The 14,179-nt window shown below is 59.1% G+C and carries 12 protein-coding genes and 3 pseudogenes; 11 read left to right on the forward strand and 4 right to left on the reverse strand.

The window, feature by feature from the left end:
- Positions 1–242 precede the first annotated feature (242 nt).
- The 8 genes and pseudogenes from ACZ0BA_RS07065 to ACZ0BA_RS07100 all read left to right on the forward strand — a co-directional run.
- Complete coding sequence (locus ACZ0BA_RS07065; protein WP_463450615.1) at positions 243–536, forward strand: hypothetical protein; 294 nt, start codon at positions 243–245, stop codon at positions 534–536.
- 43 nt (positions 537–579) lie between these two features.
- Positions 580–1,593, forward strand: a complete 1,014-nt coding sequence (locus tag ACZ0BA_RS07070) for a T6SS immunity protein Tli4 family protein (protein ID WP_463450616.1) — start codon at positions 580–582, stop codon at positions 1,591–1,593.
- 312 nt (positions 1,594–1,905) lie between these two features.
- Positions 1,906–3,561: pseudogene (locus tag ACZ0BA_RS07075) on the forward strand (type VI secretion system Vgr family protein); the annotation flags it as partial.
- Between the two features lie 219 nt (positions 3,562–3,780).
- Positions 3,781–4,665 carry a DUF4123 domain-containing protein gene (locus ACZ0BA_RS07080; RefSeq protein WP_463450617.1) on the forward strand — a complete coding sequence of 295 codons (885 nt, stop codon included), beginning with the start codon at positions 3,781–3,783 and terminating at the stop codon, positions 4,663–4,665.
- A 95-nt stretch (positions 4,666–4,760) separates the two neighbouring features.
- Positions 4,761–5,138, forward strand: a complete 378-nt coding sequence (locus ACZ0BA_RS07085) for a hypothetical protein (protein ID WP_463450618.1) — start codon at positions 4,761–4,763, stop codon at positions 5,136–5,138.
- Between the two features lie 76 nt (positions 5,139–5,214).
- On the forward strand, positions 5,215–5,505 hold the full coding sequence (locus ACZ0BA_RS07090; RefSeq protein ID WP_463450619.1) for a transposase: 291 nt from the start codon (positions 5,215–5,217) through the stop codon (positions 5,503–5,505).
- A pseudogene (locus tag ACZ0BA_RS07095) lies at positions 5,502–6,122 on the forward strand (IS3 family transposase); the annotation flags it as partial. The gene ACZ0BA_RS07090 and the pseudogene ACZ0BA_RS07095, both read left to right, overlap by 4 nt.
- Positions 6,123–6,237: 115 nt before the next feature.
- A pseudogene (locus ACZ0BA_RS07100) lies at positions 6,238–6,573 on the forward strand (helix-turn-helix domain-containing protein); the annotation flags it as partial.
- 1 nt (position 6,574) lies between these two features.
- Here ACZ0BA_RS07100 and ACZ0BA_RS07105 read toward each other — a convergent pair.
- From ACZ0BA_RS07105 to ACZ0BA_RS07120, 4 genes are read right to left on the reverse strand one after another with little or no spacing between them, the layout of a single operon-like run.
- Positions 6,575–7,075, reverse strand: coding sequence for a T6SS effector BTH_I2691 family protein (locus tag ACZ0BA_RS07105; protein WP_463450620.1), 501 nt, complete (start codon positions 7,073–7,075; stop codon positions 6,575–6,577).
- Between the two features lie 4 nt (positions 7,076–7,079).
- The gene (locus tag ACZ0BA_RS07110; RefSeq protein WP_463450621.1) at positions 7,080–7,757 is read right to left on the reverse strand and encodes a DUF4123 domain-containing protein; all 678 of its coding nucleotides are present in this window, start codon (positions 7,755–7,757) and stop codon (positions 7,080–7,082) included.
- An 8-nt stretch (positions 7,758–7,765) separates the two neighbouring features.
- On the reverse strand, positions 7,766–8,053 hold the full coding sequence (locus ACZ0BA_RS07115; protein ID WP_463450622.1) for a hypothetical protein: 288 nt from the start codon (positions 8,051–8,053) through the stop codon (positions 7,766–7,768).
- Entirely contained in the window at positions 8,050–10,899 is a 2,850-nt protein-coding gene (locus ACZ0BA_RS07120) for a type VI secretion system Vgr family protein (RefSeq protein ID WP_463450623.1), read from the reverse strand. Before ACZ0BA_RS07120 ends, ACZ0BA_RS07115 begins: the two co-directional genes overlap by 4 nt.
- Before the next feature lie 452 nt (positions 10,900–11,351).
- On the opposite strand from ACZ0BA_RS07120, the gene ACZ0BA_RS07125 reads away from it, so the two are divergent.
- From ACZ0BA_RS07125 to ACZ0BA_RS07135, 3 genes are read left to right on the forward strand one after another with little or no spacing between them, the layout of a single operon-like run.
- Positions 11,352–12,521 carry a sialidase family protein gene (locus tag ACZ0BA_RS07125; RefSeq protein ID WP_463450624.1) on the forward strand — a complete coding sequence of 390 codons (1,170 nt, stop codon included), beginning with the start codon at positions 11,352–11,354 and terminating at the stop codon, positions 12,519–12,521.
- Positions 12,518–13,303 (forward strand): hypothetical protein, encoded by a 786-nt coding sequence (locus ACZ0BA_RS07130; RefSeq protein ID WP_463450625.1) that lies wholly within the window; start codon positions 12,518–12,520, stop codon positions 13,301–13,303. Before ACZ0BA_RS07125 ends, ACZ0BA_RS07130 begins: the two co-directional genes overlap by 4 nt.
- An 18-nt stretch (positions 13,304–13,321) precedes the next feature.
- A complete protein-coding gene (locus tag ACZ0BA_RS07135; protein WP_463450626.1) occupies positions 13,322–14,164 on the forward strand; it encodes a hypothetical protein in 843 nt (280 codons plus the stop codon).
- The last annotated feature ends 15 nt before the right edge of the window (positions 14,165–14,179 follow it).

The following is a 14,179-nucleotide window of genomic DNA, read 5'->3' on the forward strand; positions in this document are numbered from 1 at the left end:
CCGGTTTTATCATGCAGAGGGTCAATCGGCCTTAGCGACAGGCGTTACGAACCGCGCCGACCGCATGGCGCAGTACGCCGGACCGCTCGCTGGCGTCGGGCTGCAAGATCGCGCACGTTACCGTCGCACGGGAGTCAACCGGTTAGGCCGTAGCGGCATTTCGTTGCTAAAGCAAATCTAGCCGTGCGATACTTCCAGCGGCGGGGGAAAAAGATCCCTGCAACGGGGTGCATTCCAGCCACTTGGGCGCGACAGAATTCGACGCAACCAGGCTCGATGGCAATGTCGCGCAGTTGAAGGCGATGCTGGCGGGGCAGAACCTGCAGATGGCCAACCGCCGCCAAACCATCACCTTGATGAGCGGCCAGACATGCAGTTCGCCGCCAGGGGCCAGACAGGATGGTTTTGGAGACGGGACTGTTCCGTTAAGTTCCGGGGCTGCGCACGCGACGCTGGCGTTAACGTTATTCGCCAGCAGTTCCGGCTTACGGGATTTTCGCACGAACCATCATACAAAGATCCCGTCGCGCAGGTAACACATTATGCAGTTACCAAAATTGCTGGGTTGGCGAAAATTTCATGATTCTATATTTTTTATTCTTTTTGTTCCTATTTTGTAGTGCCGGGTGCAGCGAGCAGAATAAGGGGAGTGTTATTTTTTCAAAAAATTTGAAAGATATTCACACACATTGTTTTGGACGTCAAGAGTTTGATTTGCCTGCGGATTTTTTTCAAGCCGATGGTTTAACAGCGCTGTTTGCACCGCCTCAATTGACGGATAGCGATGGCGCAGTCAATGTTGAGATCGTTAAAAGCAAAATAACGAAAGAAAAATTTGAACTCCAAGTGCTGGCCCGGCGTGCGAAGATTTTGAGTTCCGCAAGTAGCACCACCGGTGTTCTTAAGAATGAACGCTCTATTGACAAAAATGCCCACCTATTTACTATACAGACTATAGACGATGCATATTCTACAGAGCTGCACTTTATATTGGAAGGATATTACGTAGTTTTGACAACGCCGTCATATGACAATCAGTTTGTGGCTGCGGAGCGTCGCGTGCTTGACCTATTGCGAAATTTCGAAAAAACCGTTTCTGCAAATTTGGGTTCAAGTTATTGTCTAGGCGAACTTTCAGTTCGAGGGAAGTTCGATCAGGAACATGCTGATTTTTCGTACCGTAGCGTTAAACTACCGGATGTGAAAATTTCAGTTGAGACTAACACCTATAGTCCAGATGAACGCCAAAGTTTATTAGAACGGATGGACGGCCCGGGCTCCTTGCTCAAGAAGTTCGACGCAAAGAACAAAGTCATTCGAAAGGGAGAGTTGAATGTAGCATCCATGAAGGCGCAAGAGTGGTTAAGTTGGATCATTCTTGGTGAGGACGATAATAAGAAAAAACGGTATGGTTTTGCTTTGGAAACTAGGCGTGCTGTGCCGAGTCCGTTGCAGCCACAGCTGCATGTTGAGCTTGATACCGCACAACCTGGTGCTGATGGGGCGGTGCATGAGACGACGCTTACAGAGCCGGAAATTATTGGATTATGGGATTTAGCGACCAAGTCTATTCGTATTGCTACGCGACGATAAGCATCTAAGAGTGAAAATGAAAAACGAGCGCTTTATTTCTTTAGTGGCTGGAGCTATTTTGATCGACATTTTGCTAAGCTTAGGATAAGCGCGTCGTGCTGGATTGGCATTTTTTAGTTATTTTGATTGGTTTGACTATCTAACCTTCACTTACATTGCAGACACTATTACTTTGCATGACCGTCCGCGAAATTTACAGATAAAAGACCTCATAGGCAGGTGGGGCTTGCCTTCTCGCCGAGACTTTTTGTGGGTTTCATTAAATCGATTTCCTCGGGAGCCGGTCTCGCCAATGCGCTACCAACCTTGTCCAGCGGCCACGCCAACCACTTCGAGGCGATCGGCGCCGACACGCCATGGCGTCCGGTGGTGGGCGAGAACGGCTTGCGCCACCACCCAAAACCGACCGCGCACGGCAGCCAGAGCGCCATCGTGGTCGGGGTCGACGGCGGGAGCAGCGGCAACGGCGCCGACGAGATCTATTGTGACAAGCTGGGCCGGGTGCGCATCCGCTTCCACTGGCAGCAGGACGCCAGCGCCACCTGCTGGGTGCGCGTCGCGCAACGCTCGGCCGGCGGCGGCATGGGCAGCCAGTTCCTGCCGCGCATCGGCCAGGAAGTGCTGGTGCAATTCCTGGAAAACGACATCGACCGGCCGATCATCGTCGGCGCGCTGTACAACGGCCAAGGCGAGGGCGGACAAGCGCCCACGCCCGGCGGCAAGAGCGACCGCGACAGCGATACCGCAGTGTTTCAATCGGCGCATGACCATGGCGTCTCGGGGCAGGGTAACATCGCCGGCGGCAACAGCCCGCTGTGGCACGGCGCCGCCGCCGACACCGCCGGCCACCGCAACAGCGCCGCGCAATGGGGTATTCGCAGCAAGGAATTCGGCGGCGCCGGCTACAACCAGCTACTGTTCGACGACACCGACAACCAAGGGCGCATCCAGCTCAAGAGCAGCCACGCGGCCAGTGAACTGAACCTCGGCCACCTGATCCATTCGGCCGACAACTATCGCGGCAGCCTGCGCGGGACGGGCGCCGAATTGCGCACCGACGGCTACGGCGCGGTGCGGGCCGGCGCCGGCTTGCTGGTGTCGAGCTACAAGATCACGCACGCGGCCGACGCGCGCGAACCGGCGGGCGACAACGTTGCCGGCATGGCGTTGCTCAAGCAGGCCGTGAAGCTGGGTGAGACCTTCAGCGGCGCGGCAAAGACGCACGAGACGGTGGCGTACGCCAGCCATCTGGGCGCGGCCAAGGCCGACACCAGCAAGCTCGACGAGAAGGCCGCGCCATTGAAGGCGATGCTGACCGCCGCCTCGGGCATGTTGAGCCAGGACAGCATCGAAGCGGCCCAGGCCGACGTGCCGGACAAGCCGATCGCGCCGGCCGACGACAAGCTGCCGCACACGAGCGGCGCCATCATCGCCATCGCCGCCAAGGCGGGACTGGGGGTATTGGCAGGGCAGAATTTGCAGATGGCCAACGGTGAAACGATCACCTTGATGAGCGGACAGGACACGCAGTTCGCCACCGGCGGGCAGATGCGCGTGCACAGCGGCCAGGCCATCGGCATGCTGGGCGGTGCGGTCAAGGCCGGCGAGAACAACATGGGACTGCAACTGATCGCGGCCAAAGATGCGATCGATCTGCAGGCGCAGGGCGACGTGCTCAACGTGCAGGCGCGCGACGACGTCAACATCGTCAGCGCCAACGCGCACATCGACTGGGCGGCGGCCAAGAGCATCAGTTTGTCGACGGCGGGCGGGGCAAACATCACCATCACGGGCGGCAACATCACGATCCAATGCCCGGGCAAGCTCACGATTCATGCGGCGAAGAAGAGTTTCTCCGGCGGCCAGGAGGTCAACTATAAGTTGCCCATTCTGCCGCAGTCGGTGTGTATCGAATGCCTGGCCAAGCGGGCAGCGCAGCGCACCGCGTTCATTAACAAAGGGTCGTAGGCGTGATCGAGGCATCCAAACGGCTTACCCGGCGCGTGCTATTGGGCGCGGCCGGTTGTCTATTATTGGTGTTCGGCGTCGGAAAGAAGAACGTTTCGGCGGGCGAGGGTGACAGCGTTGCCAAGCCGGCGCCCGCGCCCGCGCCACAGGAGCTGTGCATCGAGTGTCTGGCCAAGCGTGCAAAGCAACGCACAGCCTTTATAAATAAGTGGGTGTAGTATGGAAAAGTATCAGCATATCGATGCGCTGGTTACGGTGGCTTCAAATCATCCTCAATGGCACTGGTACGCCATCGCGGACAGTGCGCAGGAAAAGGATTTGCCGGGTGTGCTGACGGCAGTCGGCGGCGAAGTGCGTTGCCTGCTGGGCGCCACACAGGGTAGTCCGCTTGCCGAGAATTCGCCGCATCTTGTGAGCTTGCCCAGCCCGGCGCGCGGAGGAATCGCATGGGAGTGGATCGCCAGAATGGGCGTGCGAAAACCGTGCGTGACCGTAGTGGCCAGCAAATTGGGATTCGGTAGCTTATTTGAACAGTTAAACCAGCTTACCGAGATTCGCTTGCCGGATGACACCGAAATGTTCTTTGCATTTTGGGATCCCGCGATACTCGGCACACTAATCGGTCAACAAGACGATAGTACGCTGTACGTGAAAGGACCCGTATTCGACAGTGAGCAGCTCGCTCTTCTTTACGGCGGCCTGTCTGGATGGTGGTATTGGGACCGTGACGGTGAAATGCATACCGTCGCAATTGCACTCGAGACGCCGACGGTAGGCATGAGTAAACCTCTGAAGTTGCAGCAACATCAAGTCGATGAATTGGTGGATGCCAGCACACTTGACCATGTTTTGTACTATCTAGACTTAAACCAGCCACATTTATTGCGCGACATACGACCCGAGGCGCGCTATGGCTACGTGAGGCGCGCTTTAACTGGTGCAAGGGAGATCGGGCTAGAAACTATGAAGGACCTTGTGAACTATGTGAGCATGACGTTGATTTACGGTAAGCGCTGGAGCGAGGATAGCGTAATCTCGGGTGTGCTGGCGCGTGTGAAAAACGGAGAGATTAGATTTTCCGAAGCAATGGAGTTGCTACCATGAGTCAAGTATCGTCTGAGAATAAGCGCCTTAGCCGTCGCGTCTTCATAACAGCGCTAGGTTCTCTGTTTTTTATAAATGCTTGCGAGGCGAAGTCTATGAAAGTTGTTCTGAATATTATCGTTTTCAGCTATTGGGATCGGCCTATTTTCGAGGTTAACATTGATGGCCAAGGCGATGAGATTTCTGGTGCGTACCCTAATACCGGAAAGGGGGTGACGGGAGGGGTTCCCTTAACTTTGGGCCCGAAGAAGGTCACTTGGAGGCTTGGTGGGCCTGAAGGCTTACCGCGCAATGGAGATACTCTTGTCAACAAGAATAATCTTGAGTTGGTTGACATCCTGCCCGGTGCTAAATATCTGGGAATTCATATTTACCCCGACGAAACAGTCGAGCTCTCGACTAGCGTGGGACGTCCTAGGCCCAGTGCAAAAGGTTTGAGTGAGGTTGCGAAAGGCGGTAGAAATCATGGCTGATGATGCCGTAACTGTGGCATTCCCCCATGAGCACGGACACTTTCGATAGGTATGATGACACTATCGGAGGTATTACATGGCACGTGAACGACGTTTATTTACAGAAGAGTTTAAGCGAGAGGCCGTGAAGCTGGTCAACCAACCTGGTGCGACCAAGGCAGCCATCGCGCGCGACCTTGGCGTAGGGCCCAATCTACTAGGTCGTTGGTGTAGGGATGCTGGCGGCCATGCGCCCAATAGCAGCGGTAACGGCGATAAGATTTCGCCCCAAGAGTATGAACGCATGCGGCGTGAGCTGGCGAAGGTTAAGACGGAGCGCGACATATTAAAAAAGGCGCTCGGCTACTTCGCAGCCGACCTCAAGTGAAGTACGGCTTTATCGCCAAGTATAGAAACGTCTGGCCTACGCGGACAATGTGCAAGGTACTGGGAGTATCTTCCAGCGGCTTCTACGATTGGTTCGAGCGGCCGCCAAGCCAGCGCGAACGCCACAATGCCAAGCTACTCCAGGCTATCAAAGATAGCCATGCTGCCAGCGACGACACCTATGGTTCGCCTCGCGTTGTGCTTGACGTGCTTGACGCCGGTTTAGCATGCAGTGAAAACCGCGTGGCGCGACTGATGAAGAAAGCAGGCATCAACGCACGCCATAAGCGGCGACGTGTCCCTGGCCAGCTCGTTGAACCTGTCCATGCCATTGCACCGAATCTGCTTGACCGCCAATTTGAGGCAACGGGTCCTAACCAAAAATGGGCGGCTGACTTTACTTACGTTTGGACTAGTGAAGGATGGCTGTTCGTGGCTATCGTACTGGACCTGTATTCTCGACGTGTCGTCGGCTGGTCAATGCAGCCAACGATGACGGCCCAGTTAGTGATGGACGCACTTATGATGGCAGTCTTCCGTCGCGGCAGGCCCCATGCAGTGCTGCATCACTCGGACCAAGGTTCTCAATATACGAGCGAGAACTTTCAGCGCTTGCTGTGTTGATTTGCAGCGAAATATGACCCACTTTGCCGCATAATTTGCAAACGAATCTGACCCACGTTTAGGACACAATCCTGCTCATGACATTGAGCGGGGAATTGGAGTGATCGACGTGGCATTACTAGGCATTATTCGACGCTGGCACATTCGCGAGCAGATCCCATTGAGAGAGATAGCCAGGCGGTTGGGCATCTCCAGAAACACCGTCCGGCGCTACCTGCGCTCGGAAACCATAGAGCCAGCCTACGCTGAGCGGCGCTCCACCCGCGCTATCGACAAATACGCATTCCAGCTTTCAGCGCTCCTCAAGACCGAGGCGGCCAAGTCGCGCAAGCAGCGGCGCACGCTCAAACAGATCCATGAGGACCTAAAGGAATTGGGGTTCGAGGGATCTTACGACAGGGTCGCGGCGTTCGCGAGGACCTGGAGGGAGGGTCAATCTGAGAGGGTCAATCCGGCCAGCAAACGAACATCCTGCGATCCCGCAGCGCGCTGTCAGACTCAAATTGCTTAAAGGTCTCCGCGCTCCAAATGTGTTCCGAAAACGCCATCCAAACTTTGCCGCACTTTTCCGGGTTCTCGATGGTTATCACGGACTCAGGAATATTGTGACCCGTGCGTGAGCAAGCAGGTTCAATAGAGAGCGCATGTATGGAAGAAATCGAGATTTGCTTCCAGAGTGTTCCGTTGTCCGTGGAACTGTAGACCTCCCACTTGATCTGCTTCCCCTTTGGATGCTTCTCGTAAAATAAGTACAGGTATCCTTGCCTTAGGGTACGCAGGGCATATTTATGGTGCTGGAGCGATACGTCCGAGACTTTGTTTCCCATAGGAGAAGGCACGGTGGCCTCAACGGCTGCGGGAACCACCGCATACCTTACCGGTAATATGGCTAGACCGGACTTGTTGCAGTTTTGGCAATCTGGATTTTGCGGATTGGAGCAGGCCATGTTTTTAAGCGAAATGTTGCGATAAATAGTTTTTAAATTGGTCCGGCTCGCACGCTAGTGCGTCCTCAAGCGCCACGCCGTAGAATTCTCCGGATTGCGTTAGGGACCAAACTTTTTGCAGCCTGTCGTTTTGATGGAATTCGCTGCCTGCCTCTAGCACATGACGGATGAATAGTTGTCGATTTGAATCATCCAATATGCCGTACTGCGTGGCATGCTCCAGTGCTCTGAACATCGACGCACCTACTTGCAGGTCATCGAAGGATGTTCCCACCTCTGTGTGCAGCAGTACCGAGGCAGCGTGAATATTTGCCAAGTCGGCCACGTAACTCCACTGGCGGGAATCGAGCACCAGTGATCGGGGCGGGGCGGCCAAGCTTGGCGGCATCTCTGTTACCGTCTGTTTGAGCAGAGTCTGCTGACGCCCGATGGAGAATATCGCGGACGTGTTCGCCGCCAAAATAGCTTTCTGGGCAGTAGTCAAGAATGTCCACAGCAATTCACGGACACCTGGGTCGTGAAACCGAAGAAATTTCTGCCTGTTGGCGACGAAATGGAGATGACATCGCCTCGCCCAATGCTCACCGAGCGCTTTGGGATCTCCGTCAATGCCTATCCAGCCGCAAATTGGTTGGCCAGCACGCGACGCCAGGCTCGGCGCACTCCATGCTTCCCAGGCCATTTCCACACTCAGCTTGAATATTCAGCATCACGAAATTTGTCCAGTCGAAGGTCGATCAAGTAGGGACCAAATTTCCGGTCAAATCTTGCATGCTCGATCGGCACCACAATTTTTCGCTTTTCTTCCAATGCCAAATCAGAAAAGGGATCACCCTGTGCGGGGTTGATCCAGATAAGACATCGGCTCTGGTGTTGCTCAAAAAAATACCGATGCAGTGTCTGCAGGTAGTCCTCCCAAGCGCCGGATTGAATGGACTCTAAGAGGACAGCCCGATCTTGCGCGTCATCGAGCATCATAAATTTTGAGCCCCGGCCTGAGTGGCACTTGCTTGCTGTGCAGAGGGTTCGCAACCTTTAATGTCGCCGATGTCGAACTTGGACACGGCACTGCTGCTTGACGGGCCAGCAAGTTCTTTCATTGCCGCTTTGAACTCAATTCTGCCAGGTCCGTGCAGCTCGATGTTTCCCCCTGTTAATTTCAGCGAGGCGCCTTGTGAGACCAACTTGAGATGTTCTTTAGCGGTAGCGAGTACGGATTTCGTCGTGCTCACCACGGTTACCGACTTATCCGCAGTAAGTCTCGTCTCATCCGACTGGCTTTGACTACTGACCTTTCCGCTCGCCGCGTGGAGGCGGATACCGATTTCCTTATTCGGCTTTTCAGCATTGGTTGCCTTGCCATAAGTGAATAGGCCAATGCCGGCTTTCACAGCATAGTAGGTGTTGCCTTGCGCAGCGAAATTGATGTCATGGCCGGCACTCAGATTGCCGGTTTTGCCGGAGGCGAGCACCGCATTGGCCGGCGTCGCCGCCACGATTCCGGTCGGGCTCGAAAGTTGCGCATGGGCCTCGGTGTATGCTGCCGCCTTCAGCGATTCGGATTGGCCGCTGGAGTCGGAGGACGATCCGCCATCCGTTCCACTCAGCACTTCACCTACATGCTTCACCTGTTTGATCGAAGGCAGTTCCGCCGGGGCCGCTTCGTCCTTGAGCTTAGCGTTATGTTTTTGCGCCATCTCGACCAAATCGGTTTGCAGCTGAAAACTCTCTTCCAGCTGCGTGATGGCTTCCTTCGAATCCATCTGGCTGCCGGTGGCGCTTCCGCGCGCGTCGGTCGATAGCAGAACACCTTTGCCAGCCCGCACGGCGATGCTGTGTTCGGTCTTAAGTTCGGCGCCGAAGCCGGCCGCTTTCAGCCGTTGGTTGTCGCTTTGATGCAGCAGGTGGCCGAGGTTCAGTTCTGCCGTGCCCTGGTGCGCGGTGGCGTGGCGCTGCAGACCCAGGCGCGATTGGCCCGGGCTGTCGTCGAACACCAGCTGGTTGTACGCGCCGCTGCCGCCCTGGCTGGACTGGATCGCTTGCGTCTTGATGCCCGACAGTGCCGCCGGATGCGCGTGGCCGCCGGCCTCGCCGGGGAACCAGGCGGGCGCGTTGCCGGTCGCCACGCCGGCGCCGCCGGCCACCTGATTATGTTGGGCGTCGGCCTGGCCGCGACCGTTATAGACGGTTCCCAGCACCACCGGGCGGTCGATGTTCCCCTCCAGGAAATCGATCAGCACTTCCTGCCCGATGCGGGGTAGGGCACTGCTGCCCCAGTTGGCGCCGGCCACCGGCGCCATCGGCGTGGCCACGCGCACCCAGGTGCCGGCCTGGTCGTCACCGGGCGCCCCGGTGTGGCCATCGGGCATTGGATGCTGAAGTCGGCTGTGGCTCTGCGCGCCGCGCTGCCAGTGGAATTGCACTTTGACACGATGGTCGCGGTCGGTGTGAATGGGCGCGCCGGGCGGGCCGACCACGATCGCCGTCTGCTGGCCGTGGATGGTCGGGCGCGGATGCAGCAGTTGCCCGTGGGCGTCGATTCCGCTGGAACGGTAGGGGATGCTGCTGCGGATGGCGTCGATTCGGTTGCGGTACAACGGGCGCTCACCGATGGCCTTGCCGACCGCGTGCAGACTGGTCTTTTCCTCTTCGCCGATCAGCGCAGCGAGCAGACCTTGGCCGAGCCGCTGCATCCGGCTGGAGGTCAGCTCCGCGCTCAGGTTGTTGTGCATCAGGTGGACGGTGCGCACCACCAGGAAGCTGCGTTCGTCGTCGGTGCCCGCCATGTCGAACTGAGCCTGGCCGGTGAGGGCGAACGTGGTGCCCGGCGCGAGCGTGCGCACGGTGCCGGCGCCGACGTGGACTTCCTTGCTGGCCTCAAACGCCTGCAACTGGTTGTCTGCGATGCGCTGGCCTTGTTCGCGCGACTGATAGGCATAGGCGCCGGGTGCATCGCGGCTGACCAGCGGGGCGCTGTCGCCGCCGTCCGCGCTGGCGGCGCCAACCGGACGCGTGTCGAGCGAGCGGTAGTCCCAGCTGCTCAGTTCGATGGCGTTGGTTTGCTGGCGCAGTTCAGTGCGCCAGCGGTCCAGCGTGTCCTGCGCAATGGTCGCGCCGGGCTGGCTGAAGGCGATGCTGGCTTGTGCGTTGGGCTTGAAGCTGCCGTTGTGGTCGGCGATGATCATGGTGTGGCCGCCCAGTCCGGGACTGGCGGCGTCGCCGCTGTGCTCGAAATAATGGAACAGGCCTTCCTCGTGCATCAGTCGCTGCGCGAAGGCGAGGTCGCTTTCCTGGTACTGGGTGCTGATGCTACGCTTGGGGTAGACGGCGCGGTCGAGGATGTCGAAGCGCCAGGCCGGAGCGAGCTTGCCCTGGCCTTGGTAGGCGGCAAAAATGGTGTCGAGGATGTCGAATACCGTCATGTCCTGGAAGATGCGGCTGTCGCGTCCGCGCGCCAGGAACGCTGTCCATGGCTCGACCGTGAGGTTGTAGCGGGCGAAGCCGCCGTTGGCGCCGGCCATCTCGATGGCGGTGATATGGCCATGGAACGGGCGCAGCTGGTCCCGGCCGGCGGCGGTCATCAATTCGAGCAGCACCGGCTGGCCGATGAGTGACTTGAGCGGTATTGCGGCGTCGGTCGACAGCGCGGCGATCTTGAAGCTGAAGCCGGTGCCGATGCCTTCCTCGCCGCGCACGCACTCGGCCAGCAACACGTCGGGGCCGAGCGGCGTGGTCAGTTTAAGGATCCGTGTGCCTTGCGTAAATCCGGAGAGCAATGCGGCGAGAGCGGAAGAGCTGTTTTGGGACGAAACCTGTTCTGACATGAAACTTCTACTCCACATACGCCGCGCTGGCACCTCCAACGCCGGGCTAGATATAATCCAAACAAGATTACACCCTAGAAAGTACTGTTTGACAAGGGCGATTCGATTGAAGGCGCCGAAAGTGCATTAAGGCAACATGGCATTCAGTACTGACAGTTAGCAAAATATCTATGTTTGAGCCGTCCATCAAATCAACGGTGAGCGCTTTATAAAATGACGCCGGGACCGCAACTCCGCCGTGGCTTGCCAACCTTGCAGCAGCGCCGGCAAGAAGTGCCACGCCCTAACATTTCTTTCGTGTTTTCATGTACGATACCGGATTCGTCAAAGCAATCGTCGACGAAAGATGGTAGTGATTGCCGCTCGCCGCAAGGCGGCGCGGAGGGTTGTTAATTTAGGGCAAGAGGATCATTGCACGTGCTTCCTTCATGTCCCGATCTCTTGGAGACGGAATGGGAGCTTCGCGCCCACCTTTACAGCGGGCAGCCAGACTGATCGTTCTGGCATGTATCCTGGCCGTGACCACCTCGGTGGCGGCCGAAGCCTGGCGCTGGTCGCGCGCCGCGCAATCCGGCGGCACCCCTGCCGCCGCCCACCACATTGCCGGGCCGATCGATCCCAGCCTGACCGAACTGTCCCGCGCCATCATTCCTATGCCCAAGGGCGTGCCGTCCGCGCACGCCAGCGCACTGGCCAGCCTGCCCGGCGGCGATCTGATTTCGTTCTGGTGGGCCGGCAGCCGCGAGAGCGGCCCGGACGTGAAAGTCTACGCCTCGCGCTGGTCGAACGGCCGCTGGAGCGACAACTGGGTTGTGGCCAGCCGGGAATCGCTTGGCGCGGTGCTCGGCCACGGCGTGCGCCGCATCGGCAACCCGGTCGCGTGGACCGCCGGCGACGGCACCGTCCACCTGTACGTGGTGACGACCGGCCTCGGCGGCTGGGCCGCTTCGCGCGTCGTGCAGATGGAATCGCGCGACCAGGGCGCCAACTTCACCGTGCGCCGCGTGCTGCCGATGTCGCCGGTCTTCAACACCAGCGTGCTGGTGCGCTCGGCGCCCATCGGACTGGCCGATGGCGGCTGGTGGCTGCCGGCCTATTTTGAAATCGGCAACAAATATCCGATGCTGATGGCGTTCGACGCCAGCGGCGCGCCGCAGCGGCTGACGCGCATCGGCTCGCGCACCCAGTCGCTGCAGCCGACCCTGGTGCCGGTGTCGGCCAACGAAGTGCGCGCGTGGATGCGCGACGCCGGCGAGGGGCGGCGCGTGCAGCAGGCGTCGAGCCGCGACGGTGGCAACAGCTGGCAAGACCTGGACGCAACGCCGCTGTCCAACCATGGCACCGCGCTGGCCGTGCTGCGCCTGAGCAACGGCAGCTTCCTGATGCTGCGCAACGAGGCGGCCGCCGACAACATGGCGCGCAGCACGTTGTCGCTGTCGATCTCGACCGACGCGCTGGCGTGGCGCCCGCTGACCGATATCGTCAGCGGCAAGCCCGGCGACGAGTTCTCATATCCGGCGATGTATCAAGTCGGCGATGAACTGCATATTACTTACACCTATCAGCGGCGGGCGATCGCGCACCACCGCCTGAAGATTCATCCAGGGAAGGACGTCTCATGAGCTTGCCTGATCTCGCGCTGCAGATCATCTATGGCCGCCTGGCCTGGGCGCTGGTGGCCGCCGCGATGCTGCTGGCGATACTGCCGGTGCTGAAACCGGCGCTGCTGTCGACCTGGCTATCCAAACTGTCGCCCAAGCCGCCGTCCGCCGTCGCGGTGCTGCGTCCGCGCCGCTCGATGGCCAATGCCGCCTTCGTGCCCGGCGTGGTCCTGGTCATGCTGGTGTTGATGGCGTTACCCGACGCGGCGTCGCCGGCCTACTGGCTGACGCTGGTGTTCCAGTATCCGAGCGCGCTGCTGGTCGGTTACAGCCTGGTGTCGCTGTTCGCGCGCTGGCAGGGCCGACCGGTCCGGCTGGTCATGGCGCCGGCGCTGGCGCTGCCGCTGGTCTTGGCCGGCCTGGTGCTGTATCTTGACGCCTTTGGCGTGCTGGCGCTGGGGATTTACGCGGGCGGCTTCGGCGCTATCATCGCACCGTTGATCGCTTGCGCGGTCGCCATCGCCTGCGCGGTCGCCATTCTGCGTGGTCGCGCCGTGGCCGGCGCCGCGGCGTTGCTGGTGGCCGTGTTGCTGTTCTCGGTGCTGCGCCTGCCTTCCGGCAACCTGTGGGATGCGTTGCTCGACCCGCTGCTGTGGTCGTGGGCGCTGGGGTCGACGGTGGTGGCCATGGTCCGTCAGCGTGCGGCGCGACGCGCCGATCTGGTCGCGCCGCTGGCCGAACCTGAAGCATCGCCCATCTCGGAACCGGTGCTCGCGCACGCGGCAGGCAACGAACAAATTTAATCAGCAATGGAGTAATGCATGGCAAAGAACAAGTGGTACGTCCACCCGGTGATCGCGGTCGGGGTCCTCATCAACATCTTCGTGATGCTGCTGGCGATCCTGTGGAAGGGAGACCAGACCGCGATCTGGCGCTTGCTGGTGGAGGACGGCATCGTCGAATGGATGCAGTTCCTGAGCTTTACCGTCACCGCCGGCATGCTCGGCTTCCTCGCGGTCGAGCAATGGCAGCGTACGCCGAAGGTGAACCTGCAACTGCTGGCCTTTGTCGGCCTGACGGCGCTGGTGGCGCTTGCCGCGCTGGAGGAAATCAGCTGGTTCCAGCGCATCCTGCACATCGTCACGCCCGAATACTTCCTGACCCATAACCGTCAGTCCGAGACCAATCTGCACAACCTCGCGGTCGGCAACGCCAGCCTGCACAAGGCCGTGCTGCTGAAGGTGATCGCCATCGTCGGCCTGACCCACAACATCATCCTGCCGCTGCTGGCCCGCAAGCGTCCTGGCGTGCGCGAGTTCGTCGAGCGCTTCGGCCTGTACCTGCCGCCATTGTCGGCGTCGGTGATCTACATCGCCCTGGTGGCCGTGTCGCACCTGGTGATCGATCACCCGCGCAAGGGCGAACTGGGCGAGATGTTCGGCGCAGTCCATTACATGACAACGGTGTTCGCCGCCTACTTCATCGGCGTCGGCTACGGCAAGCGCCCGGTGTTTGAGCAGCCTGCAGACAGCCGCCGCGTATCGACCTTGTTCGCGATGGTGGTGGTGTTCCTGCTGTTCACGGCGTGGCTGATGAGCGCCGGTGCGGGCGCTCCCCAGTATATGGCGTCGCATCCGATCGCCGCCGGCGTCAGCGCCGACTGAACCGCCGCACAGGAA

It is taken from the genome of Duganella sp. AC917, assembly GCF_979258245.1.